Raw genomic sequence first — 18,632 nt, 5'->3', positions numbered from 1 at the left:
ACGTATAAAAGTGAAACTAAAAGGCCTGACTCCGATAGAATATCGAACTCAGGCCTTGAAAGCCGCTTAACAGAAATGTCCAACTTTACGGGGTCACTTCAAAACGTTCGACTGGCTTTTTTGCATTTGGAAGTGATTCTAAAATGTGTGGTTGGAACAAGAGACAAATCAGAGGCGTTATAGTGGGTGAGCCGAGCGACTCACCCGTAAAGCACCTATTCATTCATAAAACATCTATTCACCCATCGAACTGGATGCGCGACGTCTGTCTGTTGCGCCGTAAAGTTTTCCATCTTTGATTTCAATGGCGTTTAAGCCACTGACGACAGGTATGACATGCACTGGGTAACCAAGTTGCATGAATTCTGGAACCAACATTTCGGCGTAGGTTTTTTTCTCGACCAAAAGGCCTGTTGGGTCATAGGGCTTGGTGCGATCTATCTTAGTACCGTATTGAATGTTTGGCAGGTCAATCGCTTCTTGCGCTGATAGATCCCAATCCACAACACCAACCACGGTTTTTAACACGTACCCAGGAATTTGTGAGCTACCCGGAGAGCCAACAACCAAACGTAGGTCATCTTGCTTATCCATGACCATTAATGGCGTGATTGCTGAGCGAGGACGCTTGCCTGCTTCAATTGCATTTTGGCTTGGTTTGCCATTGATGGTTGGTTTGGTAGAAAAGTTCGCCATTTGCGCATTCAAAATCACACCGTCTACCATCACGCCAGAGCCCATTCCTGTACCGACGGTGCTCGTCATAGCTATCGCGTTGCCCTCTTTGTCGATGATGGAGATGTGTCCGGTATCCTTACTCTCAAAGCCTTGATGTTGTGCGTAGTCGGAATCTGAAACCTTCCCAGCTTTTGGATTTGATTGAGCGATCCCATTTTCTGGGATCAGTTGGCGTCGATTATCAATATAAGATTTATCAAGCAGGGCACTTATGGGGGTTTCCACATAATCAGGGTCACCGGCGTAAGAAATACGATCGGCTTTAGCGATTCTCATTGCCTCTGTCATCAAGCGCCATGGTTCTGCGTCGGTCTTGGACATGTCTGCCAAATCAAACGCTTCTAGCATTTCTAGGCTTTGCGCTACCATCACGCCACCAGAGGCAGGGTAACCAAAGGATACGATCTTGTTACCACGATAGTCGCTCTCAATGACGTCACGCTTTTTGATTTGGTACTGCTCAAAGTCTTCGATGGATAATTTTGCGTGGTCGGAATCGATGCGACTGTTGACCGTTTCGACAATGTTCTTACCAAACTCTCCACCATAAAGGTATTTGTCACCTTGTTGAGCAATATTGGTCAACGTGTCGGCAAGCTTTGGATTGGTCATAAAGGTGCCCGTCGGTTTGATTTCGTCGTTATCCCAATACAGCGCTTTGATTTCTGGATCTTCAATTAAACGGCTTTGTTCACGGACCACAATGTCGTACGTGTAGCTATTCATCGCATAACCTTTGCTAGCCAGGTCGATGGCCGGTTGAACTAACTCTGACCAAGGTAGTTTCCCATACTCTTGGTGGGCACTATAAAGTAGACGAAGAGTGCCAGGTACTGCGACCGAACGCGGACCTAAAATTTCATTTCGACTCAGTGGCTTGCCGTTTTCCATGAACATGTCGGGTGTAGCGCTTGAAGGAGCCTCGTCTCGTCCATCAAGAGCGAGAAACTGGTCTTTATCATGCTGATAAAACAAAGCAAACGTTCCGCCGCCGATCCCGGTCATGTCGGGCTCGACCACCGACATGGTCATTTGCATCGCCACCATGGCGTCGATGGCATTGCCGCCTTGTTTCAGTATCGAATAGCCAGTGCTGCTGACATAGGGGTTTGTCGCACTAACCATGAATTTGTCACCTTCAGCATCTGGCATTACCGGAAAAGGGCTGGGCTCAGCAGCAAAACCCACCGCTGAAACCAAGCTTAAAGATAAAGTTGCTATACGCATGCGCTCTCCAATTAGAGGTTTAATTTAGTCGCTCTAAGGTTGACTGAATTAAAAAGAGTAAGTTCTTGAGCCTGTCGCCTTCTTACACAAACCTGACGATGTTGACACAGTTATTAAAGTGTAGGGCATGTAGGAAATTTAATTATTGGTAACGCGTTTGAATCATCGTGTTTTTATATATTTCAACTCGACATTAAGCCTATGGAATACGTGCGTTTAAATATGTTAGTTGAGTATGAAGTCGAATAAACATTAAGTTTTAAACAGGATGACGAGCTTGGAATTAAGCTGTATTTGATGAAGTTGAAAATTAAAACTTATGATTTATATGGTGATTTTCTTGGTCGATACATTTTATAAACAATATTTACATATTTATCACTATTTTTGTATTGACCGATTGAATAACTGGTCAGATCTGTTATTGTGCCAAAAAATACTAGTGCGGTTTGTCATACTGTTTAGCAAGGAAGCTTATGTTTACACTATCGATTAAGAATCGAATTTTGGCGTTATGTTTGGTTTCGTTAGTAGGGTTTATTAGTATTCTATTTGTCGGTGGGAATACACTTACTAGCAATACCAAGCAGGTTAATCGAATTGACCAAGTTACTTATCCCGTGATGAACGCGGCGTCGTTAAACAGTGTGCTGATCTCGCAATTGGCGGAGCGCTTTAACTTAGCTGTAACGCTTGGTGATGAAGAGATTTTGGAAATGAACAAGCAAACTCTTGCTGCGATTCAAAGTAACTTCAATATTCAAATCACGCTGGATCCTTCTCTGCAGGGTGAATCGACGCTTCTGCAAAATAAGACCAATCAATATTTTGAACTTGCTTACCAAATTGCCCAAGGAATGATCGATGAGGAGATCAGTCTGAGCGAAGCCGGTCGTTTAGCAAAAGAAAGTACCGCGATTTTAGATGCCTTAACCCTTGGCATGCGTGAGTTCAGCGCAGACCGACAAACTGAGTTCGAGAATGCAGTTGAAGATCTAGAAGCCAATAATAAACAGGCTAACCAAATCATGAGTGTTTCTGGTGCTGTGGCAATGCTTGCTATGTGTATCTTCGGGTGGTTAGTCGTAAGAGGAATTCGAGCGGATCTGGCAAACATTAGCGATAAGATGCACGATATCGCTGAGGGAGACGGAGACCTAACAGTACGCCTTCAACACGAGAAAAATGATGAACTTAAACCATTAGTAGAGTCGTTTAATAGCTTCGTGTCTCATCTGCAACAGAACGTAACCCATACCATAGACAACGTGACTCAACTGGATTCAATCTCTGGCTCTCTTGTTAAGTCGAGCCAAGTTACAAACGAGCTTTCTACCAAGCAACACCTTTCAATTGAAGAAGTTTCTAGCTCATTGAATCAGCTATTTCTTGCTGCTCGAGAGATTGCAACCAATGCAAACGATGCGTCATCTTCTGCTTCTAGTGCTAGTGAACAAGCAAGCTTAGGGGAGCAGCAAGTTGAGAGCACCATCGTTGCGGTAAAAGAGCTAACGAACGATGTCAGCAATGCATCGCAAGTTGTGAAACAGCTGAACGACAACACACAGAGTGCAGGTTCAATTTTAGAATCGATCAGTGCAATTGCAGAACAAACCAACCTGTTAGCGCTTAACGCGGCCATTGAAGCGGCTCGTGCTGGAGAACAAGGTCGAGGTTTTGCTGTGGTTGCTGACGAGGTTCGAACGTTAGCGTCACGGACACAAACTTCAACCCAAGAAATTCAGTCGGTGCTTTTACAACTTCAAGAACAAGCACAAACCGCTTCGAACATTATCTCTGAAAGCGTTATCAAAGCAGAAGATTGTGTAGAGAAGTTCTTAGTGGCTGAAGGTTCGCTGCAAAGAATTACATCAGATGTCACCGAAATCAGCCAACGAAACGAAAGTATTGCCGCTGCGACAGAGCAGCAAGAACAGACCTCAACCCGAATAGAAAGCTTTGTAGAAGAAATTCGCAAAATGGCCGAAGGCACCAGCAACAGTGTAAAACAAGTTGATGCTGTCGCCCATGATATTCAAGAGGTCACTCGAAACATATCAACATTAACTGGCCACTTTAAAGTGAGTTAAAAGCCCCTAATTGTCCTCTCTATCCTTGTTCGTGAAACATAAAGGAGGGAGGTCTATACCCGAAATTCGGGTGATTCATATAAAAACAAGAAAATAACATAACAATGGAGTTAGTTATGAGAAAGACAGTGGTTGCTGCACTCGTAGGCATGGCGTTTGGCGCTAATGCTACAAGTATGGACAATATTCGTATTAGCGGATTCGGTTCTGTAGGTATTGGTAAGTCAGATAACGCCATAGGTTATGCGGGTTACACTGACGAAAAACTTGACTGGGAACAAGAGATGCTAGCGGGGGTGCAGTTTGACTTTCAAGTCAACGAGCGTGCTAAATTCGTAACACAGGTGGTTGCTAATAGCCGCTATGACTATGATCCAAAATTTGAGATGGCTTACGCGTCTTATGATTTCGATTCGTTTACTGCTCGTGCAGGTAAGCTTCGTCTTCCTCTATTCTTCTATTCAGACTATACCGATTTAGGCTATGCGTACCCAATGATCAGGCCGTCTCAAGAGCTTTATGAAAACATTGTTTTGAAAGGTTATACCGGCGCAGATTTGCTGATTCCGATAGAGCTTGAAGATTCAAGCCTGTTGCTGCAGCCACTGGTTGGTATTGGTACTATCGATGAGGAAGATTCAATCGTAGGTGAGGTTAAGTTAGATCAATTGTATGGTTTGAGCGCGAACTGGAACGTTGATGATTTTACTTTCCGTGGTTCTTACTTGGTTGCTGAAACAAACCCATCTTGTGATTTCAATACATCAACGGACCCGTACTGCCGCCATTTAGCTCCTTTACTTGATAGCCAAGATGGTCAGTTTATCTCTTTGGGGGCGCAATATGATAATGGCGACCTACTGGTTAACGTAGAAGCCGCTGACGTTCAAATTGAAGGTCAATTCTACGACTATCAATCCGTTTCAGGCTTGGTCGGTTATCGAATCAATGAGTTTACACCTTACCTTTCAGTTAGCTGGGTTGAAACCACGGATAACGATGAACGTGAAAACATGACGATTACGGCAGTTAAAGAGTCGATGAATTACGAGCGTATCTCTTACTCTATCGGTAACCGCTGGGACTTTGCTAAGAATATGTCGTTAAAGGCTGACGTGACTTACGTGGATTACCGCGATACAAGCGGTGGCTTCCAAACCAATGTTGAGACGTCTGCAGCCAACCCATTTATGGCGACAGGGAATTACCTTGAAGATAGCTCAATTGTCTATTCAGCTCGTCTAGATTTCGTATTTTAAGGAGGCAACATGAAAACTTTATTATCAGCGATAACATTAGCCATCCTTTCATTTAATGTATCGGCAGGCATGGTTGTTATTGGTAACAATGCAGGTGTGGAGTCATTGTCGAAGTCGGATGTCAAAAAGCTCTTTATGGGTAAAAAGAGCAAGCTGGCTAACGGAACTAAGGCGCAAATTATAGAGTTAGTTGATGGTTCAGAGGGTCGACTTGCCTTCCATGAGGTCGCAACGGGGCGCAGTGAATCTCAGCTACAATCTGCTTGGTCAAGGCTAGTGTTTACAGGTAAAGCTGAAGCGCCTATTCAAGTTGCAGACTATAGCGAGGCCATCACAACGGTAGCGTCAAAAACTAACGCCATTGGTTACGTTGATGAGTCCGCATTGACGGGTGACGTGAAAGTGCTGTTTAAGTACTAATGCAATTTTAGTTGATGATAAAAAGCCCAAGACAAAGGTGTTGTCTTGGGCTTTCCGTTTTACTGGTTACGTGTTTTATCGGTAGAGGTTAGAACACAAAGCTCAGCATGATGGTATAGAGCACTGCATCTTTATCATCAAAGCCCGTCAGTGGATTGAAGTCTTCAACAAAGGCGCCGTTGGTTTTACGAGCTTCAAAGTATTGCACCTCACCATTGATAGAGACGTTAGGTAACACGTCGTAATCAACACCAATTAAATAGCTGTTGCCGGTTAGATGTTCATTTGAGTCGAACTCAGCTCCGTAAACCACGTACGGAGTGAATGAGTTAAGTCGGTAACCTAAACTTGCGTACATCGAGGAGGAGAAGTCACTGATTTGACCTTCACTGGCCAGTATTGCTTGACCAAATTCGTACTCAGCACCCAACGACCAAAGTTGAATGTGTTGGTTATCTTGTTTTGGAAGAGAACCAACGTTTTTAATCTTAACCGTCTGATCAAAGTTTGAATCTAGGAAGGATAAGTTCCAACGATAGTTCTCACCACTAAGCTGAAGATTGGCACCGAACATTCGATTGGTTTCAAATTCCAGTTCCGTACTCGAATTAAAATCGACTTCATTGTTGTCTTTTATTCCGAAAAACGGAGAGAGTAACAACGTCGCTTCATCGCTTACATCATGGGTCCAACTCACTTTGATACCGTTGAACGCAGTGATACCCAATACGGCGTTATACACCTCTGTAGGCGGCCTTGCTGTCATGTAGGCTTGACCAACATAGTAGTACTCAGATGCAAGGAAGAGAGGCAGTCTCAATCGCCCAATACTGACATCAAAATCATTGAATTCATAACCAAGGTAAGCCCATTCTAATTGCGGAACACTCCAATCGTACTGAGGAGCTTTAACAACTTGCACAGAGGCTTTGAATGAGTCGTAGAAATAATCGAGTTGAACACCAAAAGTGGTATCACAGTCGTAACAACTCTCATCGGTAAAACCACGATTGATGATTAATGGGTTGTCGTTGTCTGATGTTGCCCAAGAGGTCGAGCCAAAGCCGCTCAGAGACAAGTTATCGGTGAGCTCGATGATCGCGAAAGCCGGAGAGGCAATTGAAGCACATAGCACTGACGTAATTATTTTTTTCATGTTATTTCTCCGAGCTTATAACGTAGAGAACGTTGGCATTTTGAGGAATCGAAGAGAGTGGGGCATAACCAATACGGTTAGGTTTGTCGTTGAGCCAATCCACTAAGCTGTCTGTCGACGCCGATTTTATTTCTCTTGGATAACGCGCTTTACCCGAGAAAGATAACCCAGCCCAGTGAGCGTTCATTTGAGCGGCGTTCTTTCCTAGTAAAAGTTGATAAAATTCCTCTCTTTCGGCGCTGTTTTCAGGCCAATCTGATAGTTCTACACGTTTGCTGTTAAGACGTTTGGTTTTTCCTCGATATAGTTTTCTTGCTTTGTTAATTGATATCTCTTCAAACCCTGAATCTAAAGAGAATATGGCGTAGTCTTCCGCTGCATGAGCTGGGCTAACAAGAAGTAGACCTCCTAATAGCCCTAGTACTGCGACGAACACAGCTCTGCACTGGAGTGTTTTTATTGTTTTCTTCCAATCCATTGGTTTCTCCTAGCAAGTCGCGCTTTCAATTTGATGGAATAGTTTCTCTTTTCTTACGGGCTTCGCAACATAACCATCCATACCCGAATCAAAGCACTTTTGAATATCATCGTCGATAACGCTAGCGGTTAACGCGATGATAGGAGTCTTTGTTAAGCCTAGGTTTTTCTCGTGCTCTCTAATCTCCCTGGTTGCGGTGAAACCATCCATCACCGGCATCATGCAGTCCATTAAAATAATGTCGAAGCTGCTGTCGTTCTGATACATATCAACGGCAATCTGTCCGTTGTCCGCAATTTCAAAGGTATAACCTGCTTTCTTAAGCATGACCGACGCCACTTTTTGATTTACACGATTGTCTTCGACTAAAAGAATCTTTTCAGATTTACTTGGTACAGATTCTTCTTGAGGCTCCTCCGGTAGCGTGGTTTTCGCTGCTTGAGTTGTAGAGGTGGCTTTGTGAATAGGGGTAACGGTTGAGTTGTGCGTTGGCGCTGTATTGTGTGTTGCTGGAAGCGGCATTGCTTCGACAGCCGTTAGCACTTTCTCTTTTAACATCTCGAACTTGAACGGCTTAGGCACGTAATCGTCCATACCCACATCGAAACACTTTTGTATGTCGTCATCGATAACACTGGCAGTCAACGCAATGATAGGGATGCGGCGGGTTGCTTCTGTGTCTTTCTCGATACGTCGAATGTGACCCGTTGCCTCAAAGCCATCCATGACAGGCATCATACAATCCATCAAGATTGCTGCGTAATGAGGGTTCGCGGTAAACATATCCACGGCCTCTTGCCCATTGTTAGCGAATTCAAATTCGAACCCACTTTTTCCGACGTGTAGACCGGCGATTTTTTGATTTATCTTGTTATCTTCGACAATCAAGATCTTATGTTGAACCTGAAGCTCGGACTGGTTTGTATTCGATAGCTCAGCTAACCCCTGGGTATCGCAAAGTTCGACTGCTTTTATTAAGCGCAGACCGAGCAGGGGTTGTGACACTTGTGCCGCGATACATTCCCCGATGTCGGCGGGGTCGCTGAGGAAGGAACGAATTAAACAAATAGTCGCGCCATTTTTATGGAGCGTATCTAGTTGTTCGGCATAGTCGCTAGCTTGGAACTCATCGCTTTCTGCAAAGATAACCGTAGTCGGTTTTGTGTGTTGTTTGTTGGTGATTTGGTCACTAATCTCGCTCGTATTATCGGTGGTTTGCGCCACTTCTAACCCATAGAGTTTTAGGTCGTTTTCGATACGCTCTGAAAGCAAGTTAGCATGCCCAAGAATATAAATGTCTGCGGAAGCTGAGCTTGGCTTCGGTAGCATTAGGTCAACCGCTAATTCTAGGTCGAAATAGAAACAGCTACCTTCGCCTTTCACTGAATCTAGCTGTATTTGTCCGCCCATTAGTTCTACGAGCTGAGTACTGATGGCAAGTCCTAAGCCAGTACCACCAAACTGACGAGTCGTTGAGTCATCTTCTTGCGCAAAAGGTTCGAATATCTGTTTTTGCTGCTGCTTATCGATACCAATACCCGTATCTCGCACTGCAAAGCGCACTGTGACCTTGTCGTCGGATTGTTGGAGAGTGTTGATCGAGAGGGTAACGCCGCCTTCAGCTGTGAACTTCACAGCATTCGACATAAAGTTCATCAGCACTTGTCTTAGACGGTGGTCATCGATCATAACTCGGGCTGGAGTATCCGGGCTGATATCAACGTTGACTGATATTTTTTGCTCTTTGGCTTTTGGCGCAACAATCGACGCAATGTCATAAATGGATTCGCGGATAGACGCAGAATGTGGACTGATCAGCAACATACCGGATTCAATTTTCGAGAAGTCCAATATGTCATTGATTAAGCTAAGCAAGAGTTGAGAAGAGGTTTCTATAGTGTCTACATAATCACGCTGTGTCGGGGTTAATGGAGTATCAGAAAGGATCTCTGAGATACCGATAACGCCATTTAATGGGGTACGGATCTCGTGTGACATGTTGGCTAGGAAACTACTTTTCGCCTTACTTGCTTGTATTGCGTGATCTTTCGCTTCTTCGGCGTCCTCTTTAGCTCGCTCTGCGTCTTCTTTCGCTAGCGTGAGCTTTTCTTTAGCGTGCTCTCTTTCAATAGTTAAACGCTCGACTTGCTGAGCGAATAGACTCAGTTCATCTTTACCTTGAATGAGCTTTTCCAGTGAAGGGCGAGTTTCATCATTCTCACTCTTTAAGAACTTCAGAACCAAACCAAGATTATTGGTTACCTGTCTTGCTAAGCTCAGCGTTAAGCCCATAACAATCGTTGCGAGTAGGGCGACTAAAGAGATGAATAATGTTCTTTGTACTTGAGCCGCTGAGATTGCTTGTTCAACTTCAACTTGGAACTCTTGTTTGATGACGTTCCCTAAACTTTGCAATAGGTTAAGTCGCGCGCTCATTGCTTCCAAGCCGACAGATATCTCTTGAGGTGTTAACTCACTAAGAGCGTTGAGATCCAGTAGAGCGTTTCTTATTTCTTGGCTTTGAGCAAACACATCATTTCTGAACACTTCAACCATTAGTGAAACCTGGTGTTCATTGGCATTCAATGACACGAAGCGTTCCAAAAACAGTTGTTGCCTTTCACTTAGGGTTTCAATCTGTTCTGCTAGTTCGGGATTGTATTCTTGGCTACTTTGGAATATCTCAATAAGCGAGGTACCCAATTTAAATTCTTCGTTCGACCAGAACATCAACCATTCTAGTTGTTGTAGCGCTGTGAGATGTTGTTGGATTTCACGCTTGGTGTTTTCAAATGGGACTTTCTCGATTTCAAGTAACAACTGTTTATATAAATCGCTCTGCCATTCAAGGGCATCCAATTTATCGTAAGTGTCAGTTGCTTCCATAGTCGATAAGGTCGCTTCGCTAAAATCCGCGACTAACTGATTCATTTCATCAGAAGCCCCTAGAAAGATAATAGGAGATAAGGTTTTGAGTTCTGACTTAACTTGTTCACTTTGAGCGGTAAACTCTTCAGGACTCGACGCTAATGTGCTTCTGTATAAGACAGAAATATCTTGAAGGTAGACAGATAACTGATTGGTGCGCTCAAAATCAGTTAACTGTGTCGTCAAAATATACGCTTGTCTGCCTGCTAGGAAGAGTAAAAGTGAAATGGGAAGTAGAACTAAGCCAAAGAGTTTATGTTTGACTGAAAGGTTATTCCAGACCGTAATCGCCATATAAGGATCCATCCAACTGTTTTTATATAAAAACAGTAGAATAAAAATAGCGATATGGAAACTTTGTACGAGTTAATTTTTTGGAACTGTGGGAGGAGTATAAGTTCTTATGATTCCGATGCTTATTTTGATTGAATGAATAATTTGTACTAATTTCTAGCGATTGATAGCAGGCTATTCCTAATGCTTACTGATAAATAACTCAAAAGATAGATCAATGAGTACGAGATTTGTCTTGATTTGCCGCCAGTAGAAGTTGTTCTAAAATCGTTTTTGCAGAAGGCTCCAAAACCCAAACACCTAAGATTCGGTTAAGTGCGGCACGATATACCCTGTTTTTAAGAAGAAATGCGAGTGTTTGGGTGTCGTTGCTCAATACGTGACTCTGTACGATAGTAAGCTCTACTTTTTGGGCGATTTCTAGGTGTTGTAGATTGAACGCTGGCAGGAATGCGCTTTCGTACCAGATCTCAACGATCTCTCTGAGTTCGAGCTCCTCTTCAGGCACATCACATTCCTGAAGTTGATGGTTTTCAGGAATTGCGGATAAGTAAGTGACATCAAGCTTGTCTGCAACGAAAGTGTACATCTTATTCCTTGTTCTATGGGCTTTTGCAGCGAATCATCCCTTTGGTTCACCTTTATGTCAGTGGCATTCATTGAGCGAGTAAATGAATTGTGTATGTGTGTTGTAGTTTTAGCTTAAGCTATTTAAGTATTTGTCCGTTAAGCCAAAATATTTAAGATTTCCGTCTGGTTCTAACACTAGACTCATGTTCGATGTCGCGATCAATCCCGGATCATTGGTTGAGAAAATCACGCTCTTATTCAGAAGTTTATCAGTAAATAAGCGGTTAAAATATTGGGCGTTTTCTTGCTCTGCGCCATTGAATGGTTCGTCGATGATTATCAGAGATTGCTCACAGTTGCCGAGGCCAAGCGCGAGGCGAAGTTTTTGCTGAATCCCATTAGGCAGGCTCTTACATTTATCTACACTGAGCTGTGTTGCTAACCCGTCTGGTAGCCATTCATCTAGCTCGAAGAAGCTGACCATCTCTTGCATCTTCTCGGTAGGAATAAGACCATTGTGCAGAATGAAGTTAGTCTCTAATGAGCCTTCAAAAATATGTAGGTTAAAAGGAATGTAGTTAATCGAGGTACGGTAGCGATAGCTGTTGAATTGCTTAATGTTATACCCATCGACAGATACAGCCCCTTGATAGCGGTCTTCTAAACCGGCAATGATTGAAATTAAAGTTGTCTTACCGCATCCGGTAGGCCCACATATCACCACTTTTGCAGCGGGGGGTATTTTGAAACCAAGGTTGGTTAGCCCAGTTGCTGCGCCGGCGTAACGGTGACTAACGCCACTGCCCACAATACTGCCTTGGAATAGGCGGATCGGCGGGCTTTTTTCTAGTGTTAACTTGTCATCATTCATCGACATCAGATTGTTGATTTGTGCTGAAGATGCTTTGATTGATTGAAACTTAGAAATCGAGTTGTAGATGCCCATGATTGGACCTAAGGCTTTCCATACCAGAATCACGGTTGCGAGCATGGCTCCCGCATCTGAGGTGCCTTCCATCACACCGATTACGGCGGTCACAATACTTGCGGTACCAATCACCTGAATTAAGCTACCGCCGGCGGCTTGAATTTTACTATTCGTCACCGCGACATTTTCGGCATCACTGGTACTTTGTAAGTGCGATGCACTAAAGCGAGATTGCACTACACGCAAAAGTGGCAACCCTTGAATGGTTTTGATACCACGAAGTATCTCATTCCATTGGTAGGAAACCATGGCGTTAGCCCGAGAGCTTTTGGATGTTGCTTGAGAATAGATATAACGCGAGTAAATACAGAACACCAACATCAAGATCAATCCGCCCATTACCACGAGTGCAGCAGTACCGGACATCAGAGCAATGGCAATGATAAACACGATGACAAACGGCATATCAAAATAGCTGAGTGTCGATTCTGCGGTCACCAAGCGTCTAAACGTATCGATATCTTTTAAACGAGCGAGTTGAGATGAGACGCCGGCGGTTGAGGTCATCGCGTAGGGCAGCCATAACAACTTCGATATCACCGCTTGCGATATATGCACCGCAAGATCTTTCCCTGAAGTGGCGATGATGTTGACCCGCATCTTCTTGAAGAAGTATTCAGAGAACCCAACAATCACGGCAAACAGGGTCAACCAATAGAGGGTAGCTTCAGAACTAGACGTCAAGGCGAAGTTATACACACTCATGATGAAGAAGGGTTGAAGTGCACCTAAAATACTGATCACAAAGCTCAATATGATTAGGCTCTTGAGTTCGTTGTTGTATCGATAGAACGCGTATTTAATCCAGTTACTTCTGTCTTGTGATTCTGGTGGTGGCTCTCGGAATAGGCGCGAGTACTCACTGATGGAAATCAGCAAGCAAGGCTTTTTACACATCGGATATTCGATGGTGTTGTTGTTTGTGTAATCAAACAGCATTAACTTGCCATCTTTGGTACCAAGAAAGATAGCGCTAAGGTTTTCAATCTCGATAAAACATGGATGTGGGTGTTTATCGATGTTCTTGAGTGTTTTTAACTTGGTGACATCGCAGCGGTAGCCCAGGCGCTCTATGGTGGCGGTAAAACTGTCGCTGTCTTTTGGTTTGGGAATGAATGCATCACTGAGTATCGCTGGCGTGCCTTCCCATTCGAGGGCTATTAAGGTGTAGGCCAAGCCCCGAATTAGAGGTGATTGACCATAACGCTCGTCATAACCACTGGCTTCAAAATCGAGTACTCGCTGCGGAACATTGTTGAAATCAACTAGGATACTCATTGGTCACCTCCTGTAAGTTTTACGCGCTTGAGGCGGTGATTCAGTTTGTCCATTTTGTTGCTGGCGATGATGAAGATCTTATCGTTTGCACGGTAAGCGGTACTGGTGAGCACTAAGCGGGCGAACTCATCGTCGTAGACACAATCGATGTCATCAAATATTAAGACACGTTTGCTTGCCAATAACGCACGAACCAACAATAGGGCGTATCCCACTTGGCGTGAGAACGGGTTTCTCATGTGGCCCTTGAGTTCGGTATAAAAGCCAGCAGGCAGCCCATCGATTTGTGCCTTAATGTTCATGGTTTCGCACAAAGCAAAGGCTGTGTTATTTAAGCTTGGGCGGAAACAGGTCAGGTTATCAATAATGGTGCCTTCTACGAAGGAGCTGGTCTTATCAACCATCAATACGCTGTTACGCCAAACGTTGTAGTTCAGCTCATCTAATGGTGTGTCGTTGATCATTATCTCTAATTTGCTGTCACTGTTTTGCCGAGTGATACAGTTCGCTAAGTGCGTTTTACCTGCGCCACTTTTCCCTGTCAGTAAATACGCTTGACCGCGCTCAAACTCGATGCGTTGTTTGTCTGAGTATTTAACCGATATCCGCTCAACTTCTGTCGTCTCATGCTGCTGTTCAACAGAGGCTGCGAGCTCAAGCAGTTCTGCAATACGCTGAATGTGGAGCTTGTTGAGCTCCCAGCGACTCGCAGTTCGCATCACCTGTTGGTAAGGGGCGAAGTAACGGTTAGTCAGCATGATGATTGCCGCCATGATGCCTTGGCTTGATTCCATGTTGATTACGGCTGTCGCCAAAACAACTACCACACAAGCGATAGAGAGCTGTTGAATGAGCGCTAATATCAAACTGAAGTTAGATTCAATCTGCTCGTATTTAATGTTCTCGACTTCACGCTCTTCGACCATTTGTGTCATCAAGCTTTCTACGCGGTACTCCATATTTCGCGCTTTGATATCCAGCGGGCTTGATATGATTTCAATGATTTTAGATGTGGTTAAGCCTTCGATGTCCGACTTGTTTTGCAAGCTACCAATTTTCTGTTTAGAAAGACTCCAGGCGAATATAGCCAAGATCAGCGAGGCAATGAGAAGGGTGATACCTGCCCATATGTTGATTAATCCTATGATAAGAATGGTCAGTACACTTACTGCAAGGTTGATGAGCGCTCTAACCGATTCCCCGCCAAAGAAGGTTTTTAGTTCGGGGATAGTGGCGATGCGTTCGAGATATTCCCCTGGCTCTAGACGACGAAATTTTGATATTTCAGCTAAACAGATGGATTGGAATACCTTGTTGGTTAGGTTTGTCTCAAACTGCCTCATGATGACGGAGGAAATTTTCTCCTCCTGATTTTTTAGGTGGTAGTCGAGGAATATCGAAATCAAAATGATCGCGAACAGCAAGAAAAGGGTGTCTTGTGCTTGGTTCGGCAATACTCGGTCAAAAATGATCAGAATCGAGAAGGGCAGTACCAAACCAAATAGTGTTGAGATAATGGTAGAGAAAGTGAGATAGCACTTATCAGCCATATTGATTTTCTGAGAAAACTGCTCAGTTTGCATTGCGACCTCCTTTCTTTAGCGACTCGGTTGAGAGAAGGTGTTTCGGCACTAAATCTTGGTTATCACGTCCTTCGATGTCGCTCATTAATTGCATAATGCTCTCAATAGACTGAATCGACAGTACGCCTTTAATTTGTTCAAGCTTGATCGTCTCAATGATGTAGTCGTAACGTGCACTTTCGTAGTCTCGCAACGCACTAAACAGTTTGCTTTCTGCGGCGAGTAAATCGGTGATAGTACGCGTGCCTAGTTGATATGCGCGTTGAATCCCTTTGTAAGAGGCATAGTTGGCACGAATGATGTTTTCATAACTGCTGATCGACTGAGAAAAGTCGTTAATGTTAAGAACTGATGTGTTCACGCTATTACGAGTGGTGTAGAGCGAGTCTTGATAAAGCAACTCTGTGCGCTCGATGGCCGTCGATGATTTTTGATAACCATAGTAGTCCGAGCCACCCGATAGGATAGGTACGGCTAGGTTTAGTCCAACACTGGTTGAGTTACTTTCACCAGTGGCAGTGATGTCTGTTTTGTCGTAGTTATTGGCATCGTCATGGCGGTAACTGGCTGAAAGAGAAACGGTTGGTAAAAAGTTGGACCCACTCTCTTTTAAGCTACGACGGCTTCGTTCGACGTTTTTCTTAGCGACCAGTAGATCGTTATTGAGTTTTAGCGCTTGGTCCATAATTGAGCGTTGTTCTGTCTCACTTATCTCTTTTAGTGGAACACTTTCGTAGATGTCTTGTGACGGAGTAATAGGGTACTGAATCTGAATCGATAACCCGTTAAGAATAACGCGTCGGTCTTTTTGGAGCGTTCTTAATCGGTTAGCGACTCCTTCTTTTTGTGCAATAACCTCATACAGCTCACTGGCTGCGGTGTTGCCTAGCTCTACGTTACGTCGCATTTGATGCTCTCGCGTTTCAGATGATTTAAGTTCAACTAGGGTCGCTTTGATTTGCGCATTGTTTTTTAGGTATTCAAAATACTGAGACCCGATTTCTGAAATGGTGCTTTGAATTTTGTTTTCGTGCTTAATTTCTTCGATATTGAAGTCGAGCTTTGCGGTGCCGTATTTGAAAATGTCACCAAGGTTAAATATCGATTGAGAAAGGGAAAGGCTATAGCTGTTAGAGTTATAGCTAGAGGTTTCATCAGGAGCTCCCGATAACAAGGTCTCGTTTTCATTCCATGTGGTATCGGCGGCACCGTTTAACGAAGGGAGAAACTTAGAACGACTAATACCAATATTGTATTCGTTTTCTTCTACGCCTTTGTCGCTGGCTCTTAGGGATAGACTGTTTTGCAGGCCGAGCTCTACCGCCTCAAGCAGGGTAGTTGCCATTGCCGAAGGAGTCGTGCTGATTGCAAGTGCAGCAATAATGCTGCTAGTTAAGCTTTTGTACCGCCACATACTTGTTGATCACCTTGATGATTTCATCGCTCTTGTAAGGTTTGCTGATCACGTAATCCATCCCTGCTTCTATACACGCTTGATGTTCATTACTGCTGGTCAATGCGGTTGCACCAATGATGGTACAAGGGTTTTTCTCGTTTTCTTGTTCAAATTGACGAATGCGTTTGGTTGCTTCAATGCCACCCATGCCCGGCATAATGCAGTCCATGAAGATGATGTCAGAACGCTTGTCCATGAAGTGCTTAACCGCATCGGCACCATCGCCAACCGTATCCGGTTCGTATTCTTGTTTTGTTAGAATTCGTTTGAGAAGAATTTGCTGAACTCGATCATCTTCCACGATTAGGAATGAGCTGTTTTCCATCTGTTCTTCCGAGGCTTCTGCTTCCATGATGGCAAGTAGGTTCGGAATGAATTCATACGGAATAGCAGGAGAGTTGATGATCTTGTCGACAAAACTGTGACACTCTTGTGCATGTTGAGTATTCGTGACAGACAGTAGTAGCTTGGTGTTCGGGTGGTTCTTGAGTTGAGATTTCACCGTTTTGCTCAATGACGGTAGCTTGTTAGGTTCAAAGGTGTCAGTCAGCATAATTGCGTCATAGTCACCAAAGGTTTTAGCTGCTGAGAACAGTTCGTTTGCAGTGCGAACTTCGGTGATATCTAGTCCTAAATTTACGAGCATCTTTTTCATCACATCAATACGAACTTGAGTGTTAGCACATAGCAATAAGCGCTTGCCATCGAAGCGAGTTTTCTCTGTATGGAAGTTTTTTGCTTTGAGATCTAGTTCAATCTGAAAGCGCTCTTGTGCTCCAGATTGGAACCAATGGCTTTCATAATAGCCATAGTCTTTTAGCACGCTCTTAGCCAAGTCATCGGTGTTGGTTGTGTGGTCTTTATGAGCACTCCAGTGGAGTTTGTTTAACTTTGCCACCGATACATCAAGGGTAGAGAGAAAGTTGAGGTTAATCGTGACGCGCGTGTTTTCCATATCGGATGCTGCGCCAGATTCAATGGTCACGAATAACTTCTTGTTTGATTTAAGTTGAATGGCGTTTGAAAGCTGTAGAAACAGAATCCAGAACAAGCTGGTGGATTGACCTTCAACGCGATTGGGTAAATTGTCGGAAATGAAGCAGTCGAGCTGCCCCTCATTACGTTGTACTTTTGCGCTGATATGTATCATCAACTCAGACAGTACATTCAATAGCGAAAACTCTTTCGATTTACTTTCTGTCCCTTGAGAGATCAGACGGTTGTAGTTTTCAGCCAGCTCAGAAAGGGTATTGGAAGCTGAGGTAATGTCTTTCGCCATTAACACGCCACTTTCATTCGTTTCTTGAACCAGGTATTGGACACCGCCGTTGATGGTGTTGGTAATACCGCGGATTTCATAACCGATGAGCGCATACAGCTGTTTATAGAGGTCGTTATTGCGTTTTTGATCTTCCAATTTGCTGAAGATCAACTTGAGGTGAGAGTATATTTGTCGCTGTTTAGGGTTGATGCTCACTTCGTTGAGAAGCTCTTCAAGTCTTTGTAAATCTAGCTGCTTTAACTCCTGGTATAGCGCATCAAATTCATAGTCTATGACTCGTTCATTTGTGCTGGATTTTTTAAGCTTAAATATCGCCACTAAATTGGACAACACGCTAATTACAGCCAAAACAGCTACCACCATGAATAACCACACGAAAAACCCATTTTTCTCAGCCATTAGGTCACTTGCATGGTTGTTAAACATGGTGCGATAGTTATCGTCCATCTGTAGGTAGTTGTTAGTCAGTGAAAGGTACAAGTCGAGTACGTCATTACGAGCTTTTGGGCTGTCAGAAAAGCGGTTAATCGCCAATTCAAGTTGTGTATATTCGGTCGCACCAACCAAACTAAATTCAGTTTTATTCAGAGAAGCCAAAGAACGAAACTCGTCAATCTCACTCTTCAGGTTGGATAGGCTTAAATCACTCTCGCTACAGTTATCTGCCTTTAAGCAGCGCTGTAAGGTTTGTATGCCTAATTCAATGGTTTGGTTCAGCTCTTGGGCTTTAGTAAGGAGTGGGGCATTTTGTACTTGTGATACCGAGTCAACCTTTGACCAAGAGAAATACAAATAAAAGGCAAGCGCAGCTAATACCACACTAAAGAGTATGCTTAGGCGCAGCGCTGGGACCGATATATTGTATGATGGCTTTCCGCTCATTCA

General features: G+C 43.8%; 13 protein-coding genes. 4 read left to right on the top strand and 9 right to left on the bottom strand.

What is annotated here, in order from left to right; translation table 11 throughout:
* Window positions 1–10 precede the first annotated feature (10 nt).
* On the top strand, window positions 11–70 hold the full coding sequence (locus F0251_RS24690) for a hypothetical protein (RefSeq protein ID WP_367613553.1): 60 nt from the start codon (window positions 11–13) through the stop codon (window positions 68–70).
* Between the two features lie 164 nt (window positions 71–234).
* Here F0251_RS24690 and ggt read toward each other — a convergent pair whose 3' ends face one another.
* Window positions 235–1,965, bottom strand: a complete 1,731-nt coding sequence (ggt, locus tag F0251_RS18675) for a gamma-glutamyltransferase (RefSeq protein WP_171731569.1) — start codon at window positions 1,963–1,965, stop codon at window positions 235–237.
* A 623-nt stretch (window positions 1,966–2,588) separates the two neighbouring features.
* On the opposite strand from ggt, the gene F0251_RS18670 reads away from it, so the two are divergent.
* From F0251_RS18670 to F0251_RS18660, 3 genes are all read left to right on the top strand, one after another.
* On the top strand, window positions 2,589–4,055 hold the full coding sequence (locus tag F0251_RS18670) for a methyl-accepting chemotaxis protein (RefSeq protein WP_171731571.1): 1,467 nt from the start codon (window positions 2,589–2,591) through the stop codon (window positions 4,053–4,055).
* Window positions 4,056–4,171: 116 nt separating this feature from the next.
* Window positions 4,172–5,314, top strand: coding sequence for a hypothetical protein (locus F0251_RS18665; RefSeq protein WP_171731568.1), 1,143 nt, complete (start codon window positions 4,172–4,174; stop codon window positions 5,312–5,314).
* A 9-nt stretch (window positions 5,315–5,323) separates the two neighbouring features.
* Window positions 5,324–5,734 carry a phosphate ABC transporter substrate-binding protein gene (locus tag F0251_RS18660; protein ID WP_171731567.1) on the top strand — a complete coding sequence of 137 codons (411 nt, stop codon included), beginning with the start codon at window positions 5,324–5,326 and terminating at the stop codon, window positions 5,732–5,734.
* A gap of 88 nt (window positions 5,735–5,822) precedes the next feature.
* Here F0251_RS18660 and F0251_RS18655 read toward each other — a convergent pair whose 3' ends face one another.
* The 8 genes from F0251_RS18655 to F0251_RS18620 form a co-directional block, all read right to left on the bottom strand.
* A complete protein-coding gene (locus F0251_RS18655; protein WP_171731566.1) occupies window positions 5,823–6,890 on the bottom strand; it encodes a sulfate ABC transporter permease in 1,068 nt (355 codons plus the stop codon).
* A gap of 1 nt (window position 6,891) precedes the next feature.
* Window positions 6,892–7,368, bottom strand: coding sequence for a hypothetical protein (locus F0251_RS18650; protein ID WP_171731565.1), 477 nt, complete (start codon window positions 7,366–7,368; stop codon window positions 6,892–6,894).
* A gap of 9 nt (window positions 7,369–7,377) precedes the next feature.
* On the bottom strand, window positions 7,378–10,590 hold the full coding sequence (locus tag F0251_RS18645; RefSeq protein ID WP_171731564.1) for a response regulator: 3,213 nt from the start codon (window positions 10,588–10,590) through the stop codon (window positions 7,378–7,380).
* A gap of 214 nt (window positions 10,591–10,804) precedes the next feature.
* Window positions 10,805–11,179: a hypothetical protein gene (locus F0251_RS18640; protein ID WP_171731563.1), complete on the bottom strand. Its 375-nt coding sequence runs from the start codon at window positions 11,177–11,179 to the stop codon at window positions 10,805–10,807.
* Between the two features lie 108 nt (window positions 11,180–11,287).
* Entirely contained in the window at window positions 11,288–13,426 is a 2,139-nt protein-coding gene (locus F0251_RS18635; RefSeq protein ID WP_171731562.1) for an ATP-binding cassette domain-containing protein, read from the bottom strand.
* Window positions 13,423–15,009 carry an ATP-binding cassette domain-containing protein gene (locus F0251_RS18630; protein ID WP_171731561.1) on the bottom strand — a complete coding sequence of 529 codons (1,587 nt, stop codon included), beginning with the start codon at window positions 15,007–15,009 and terminating at the stop codon, window positions 13,423–13,425. Before F0251_RS18630 ends, F0251_RS18635 begins: the two co-directional genes overlap by 4 nt.
* The gene (locus tag F0251_RS18625; protein ID WP_171731560.1) at window positions 14,999–16,423 is read right to left on the bottom strand and encodes a TolC family protein; all 1,425 of its coding nucleotides are present in this window, start codon (window positions 16,421–16,423) and stop codon (window positions 14,999–15,001) included. Before F0251_RS18625 ends, F0251_RS18630 begins: the two co-directional genes overlap by 11 nt.
* Window positions 16,398–18,629: a response regulator gene (locus tag F0251_RS18620; protein WP_171731559.1), complete on the bottom strand. Its 2,232-nt coding sequence runs from the start codon at window positions 18,627–18,629 to the stop codon at window positions 16,398–16,400. The genes F0251_RS18625 and F0251_RS18620 overlap by 26 nt, the downstream gene beginning before the upstream one ends.
* Window positions 18,630–18,632: the final 3 nt, after the last annotated feature.

It is taken from the genome of Vibrio sp. 070316B, assembly GCF_013114115.1.
In the GTDB taxonomy this organism is placed as follows: Bacteria; Pseudomonadota; Gammaproteobacteria; order Enterobacterales; family Vibrionaceae; genus Vibrio; species Vibrio chagasii_B.
Note: the sequence above shows the minus strand (reverse complement) of the source record. Positions and strands in the feature narration are given on the sequence as shown.

What these genes read in the sequence shown, in the direction of transcription:
- ggt (WP_171731569.1), bottom strand. Translation starts at nt 1,965, where the DNA reads ATGCGTATAGCAACTTTATCTTTAAGCTTGGTTTCAGCGGTGGGTTTT.
- F0251_RS18670 (WP_171731571.1), top strand. Translation starts at nt 2,589, where the DNA reads ATGAACGCGGCGTCGTTAAACAGTGTGCTGATCTCGCAATTGGCGGAG.
- F0251_RS18665 (WP_171731568.1), top strand. Translation starts at nt 4,172, where the DNA reads ATGAGAAAGACAGTGGTTGCTGCACTCGTAGGCATGGCGTTTGGCGCT.
- F0251_RS18660 (WP_171731567.1), top strand. Translation starts at nt 5,324, where the DNA reads ATGAAAACTTTATTATCAGCGATAACATTAGCCATCCTTTCATTTAAT.
- F0251_RS18655 (WP_171731566.1), bottom strand. Translation starts at nt 6,890, where the DNA reads ATGAAAAAAATAATTACGTCAGTGCTATGTGCTTCAATTGCCTCTCCG.
- F0251_RS18650 (WP_171731565.1), bottom strand. Translation starts at nt 7,368, where the DNA reads ATGGATTGGAAGAAAACAATAAAAACACTCCAGTGCAGAGCTGTGTTC.
- F0251_RS18645 (WP_171731564.1), bottom strand. Translation starts at nt 10,590, where the DNA reads ATGGCGATTACGGTCTGGAATAACCTTTCAGTCAAACATAAACTCTTT.
- F0251_RS18640 (WP_171731563.1), bottom strand. Translation starts at nt 11,179, where the DNA reads ATGTACACTTTCGTTGCAGACAAGCTTGATGTCACTTACTTATCCGCA.
- F0251_RS18635 (WP_171731562.1), bottom strand. Translation starts at nt 13,426, where the DNA reads ATGAGTATCCTAGTTGATTTCAACAATGTTCCGCAGCGAGTACTCGAT.
- F0251_RS18630 (WP_171731561.1), bottom strand. Translation starts at nt 15,009, where the DNA reads ATGCAAACTGAGCAGTTTTCTCAGAAAATCAATATGGCTGATAAGTGC.
- F0251_RS18625 (WP_171731560.1), bottom strand. Translation starts at nt 16,423, where the DNA reads ATGTGGCGGTACAAAAGCTTAACTAGCAGCATTATTGCTGCACTTGCA.
- F0251_RS18620 (WP_171731559.1), bottom strand. Translation starts at nt 18,629, where the DNA reads ATGAGCGGAAAGCCATCATACAATATATCGGTCCCAGCGCTGCGCCTA.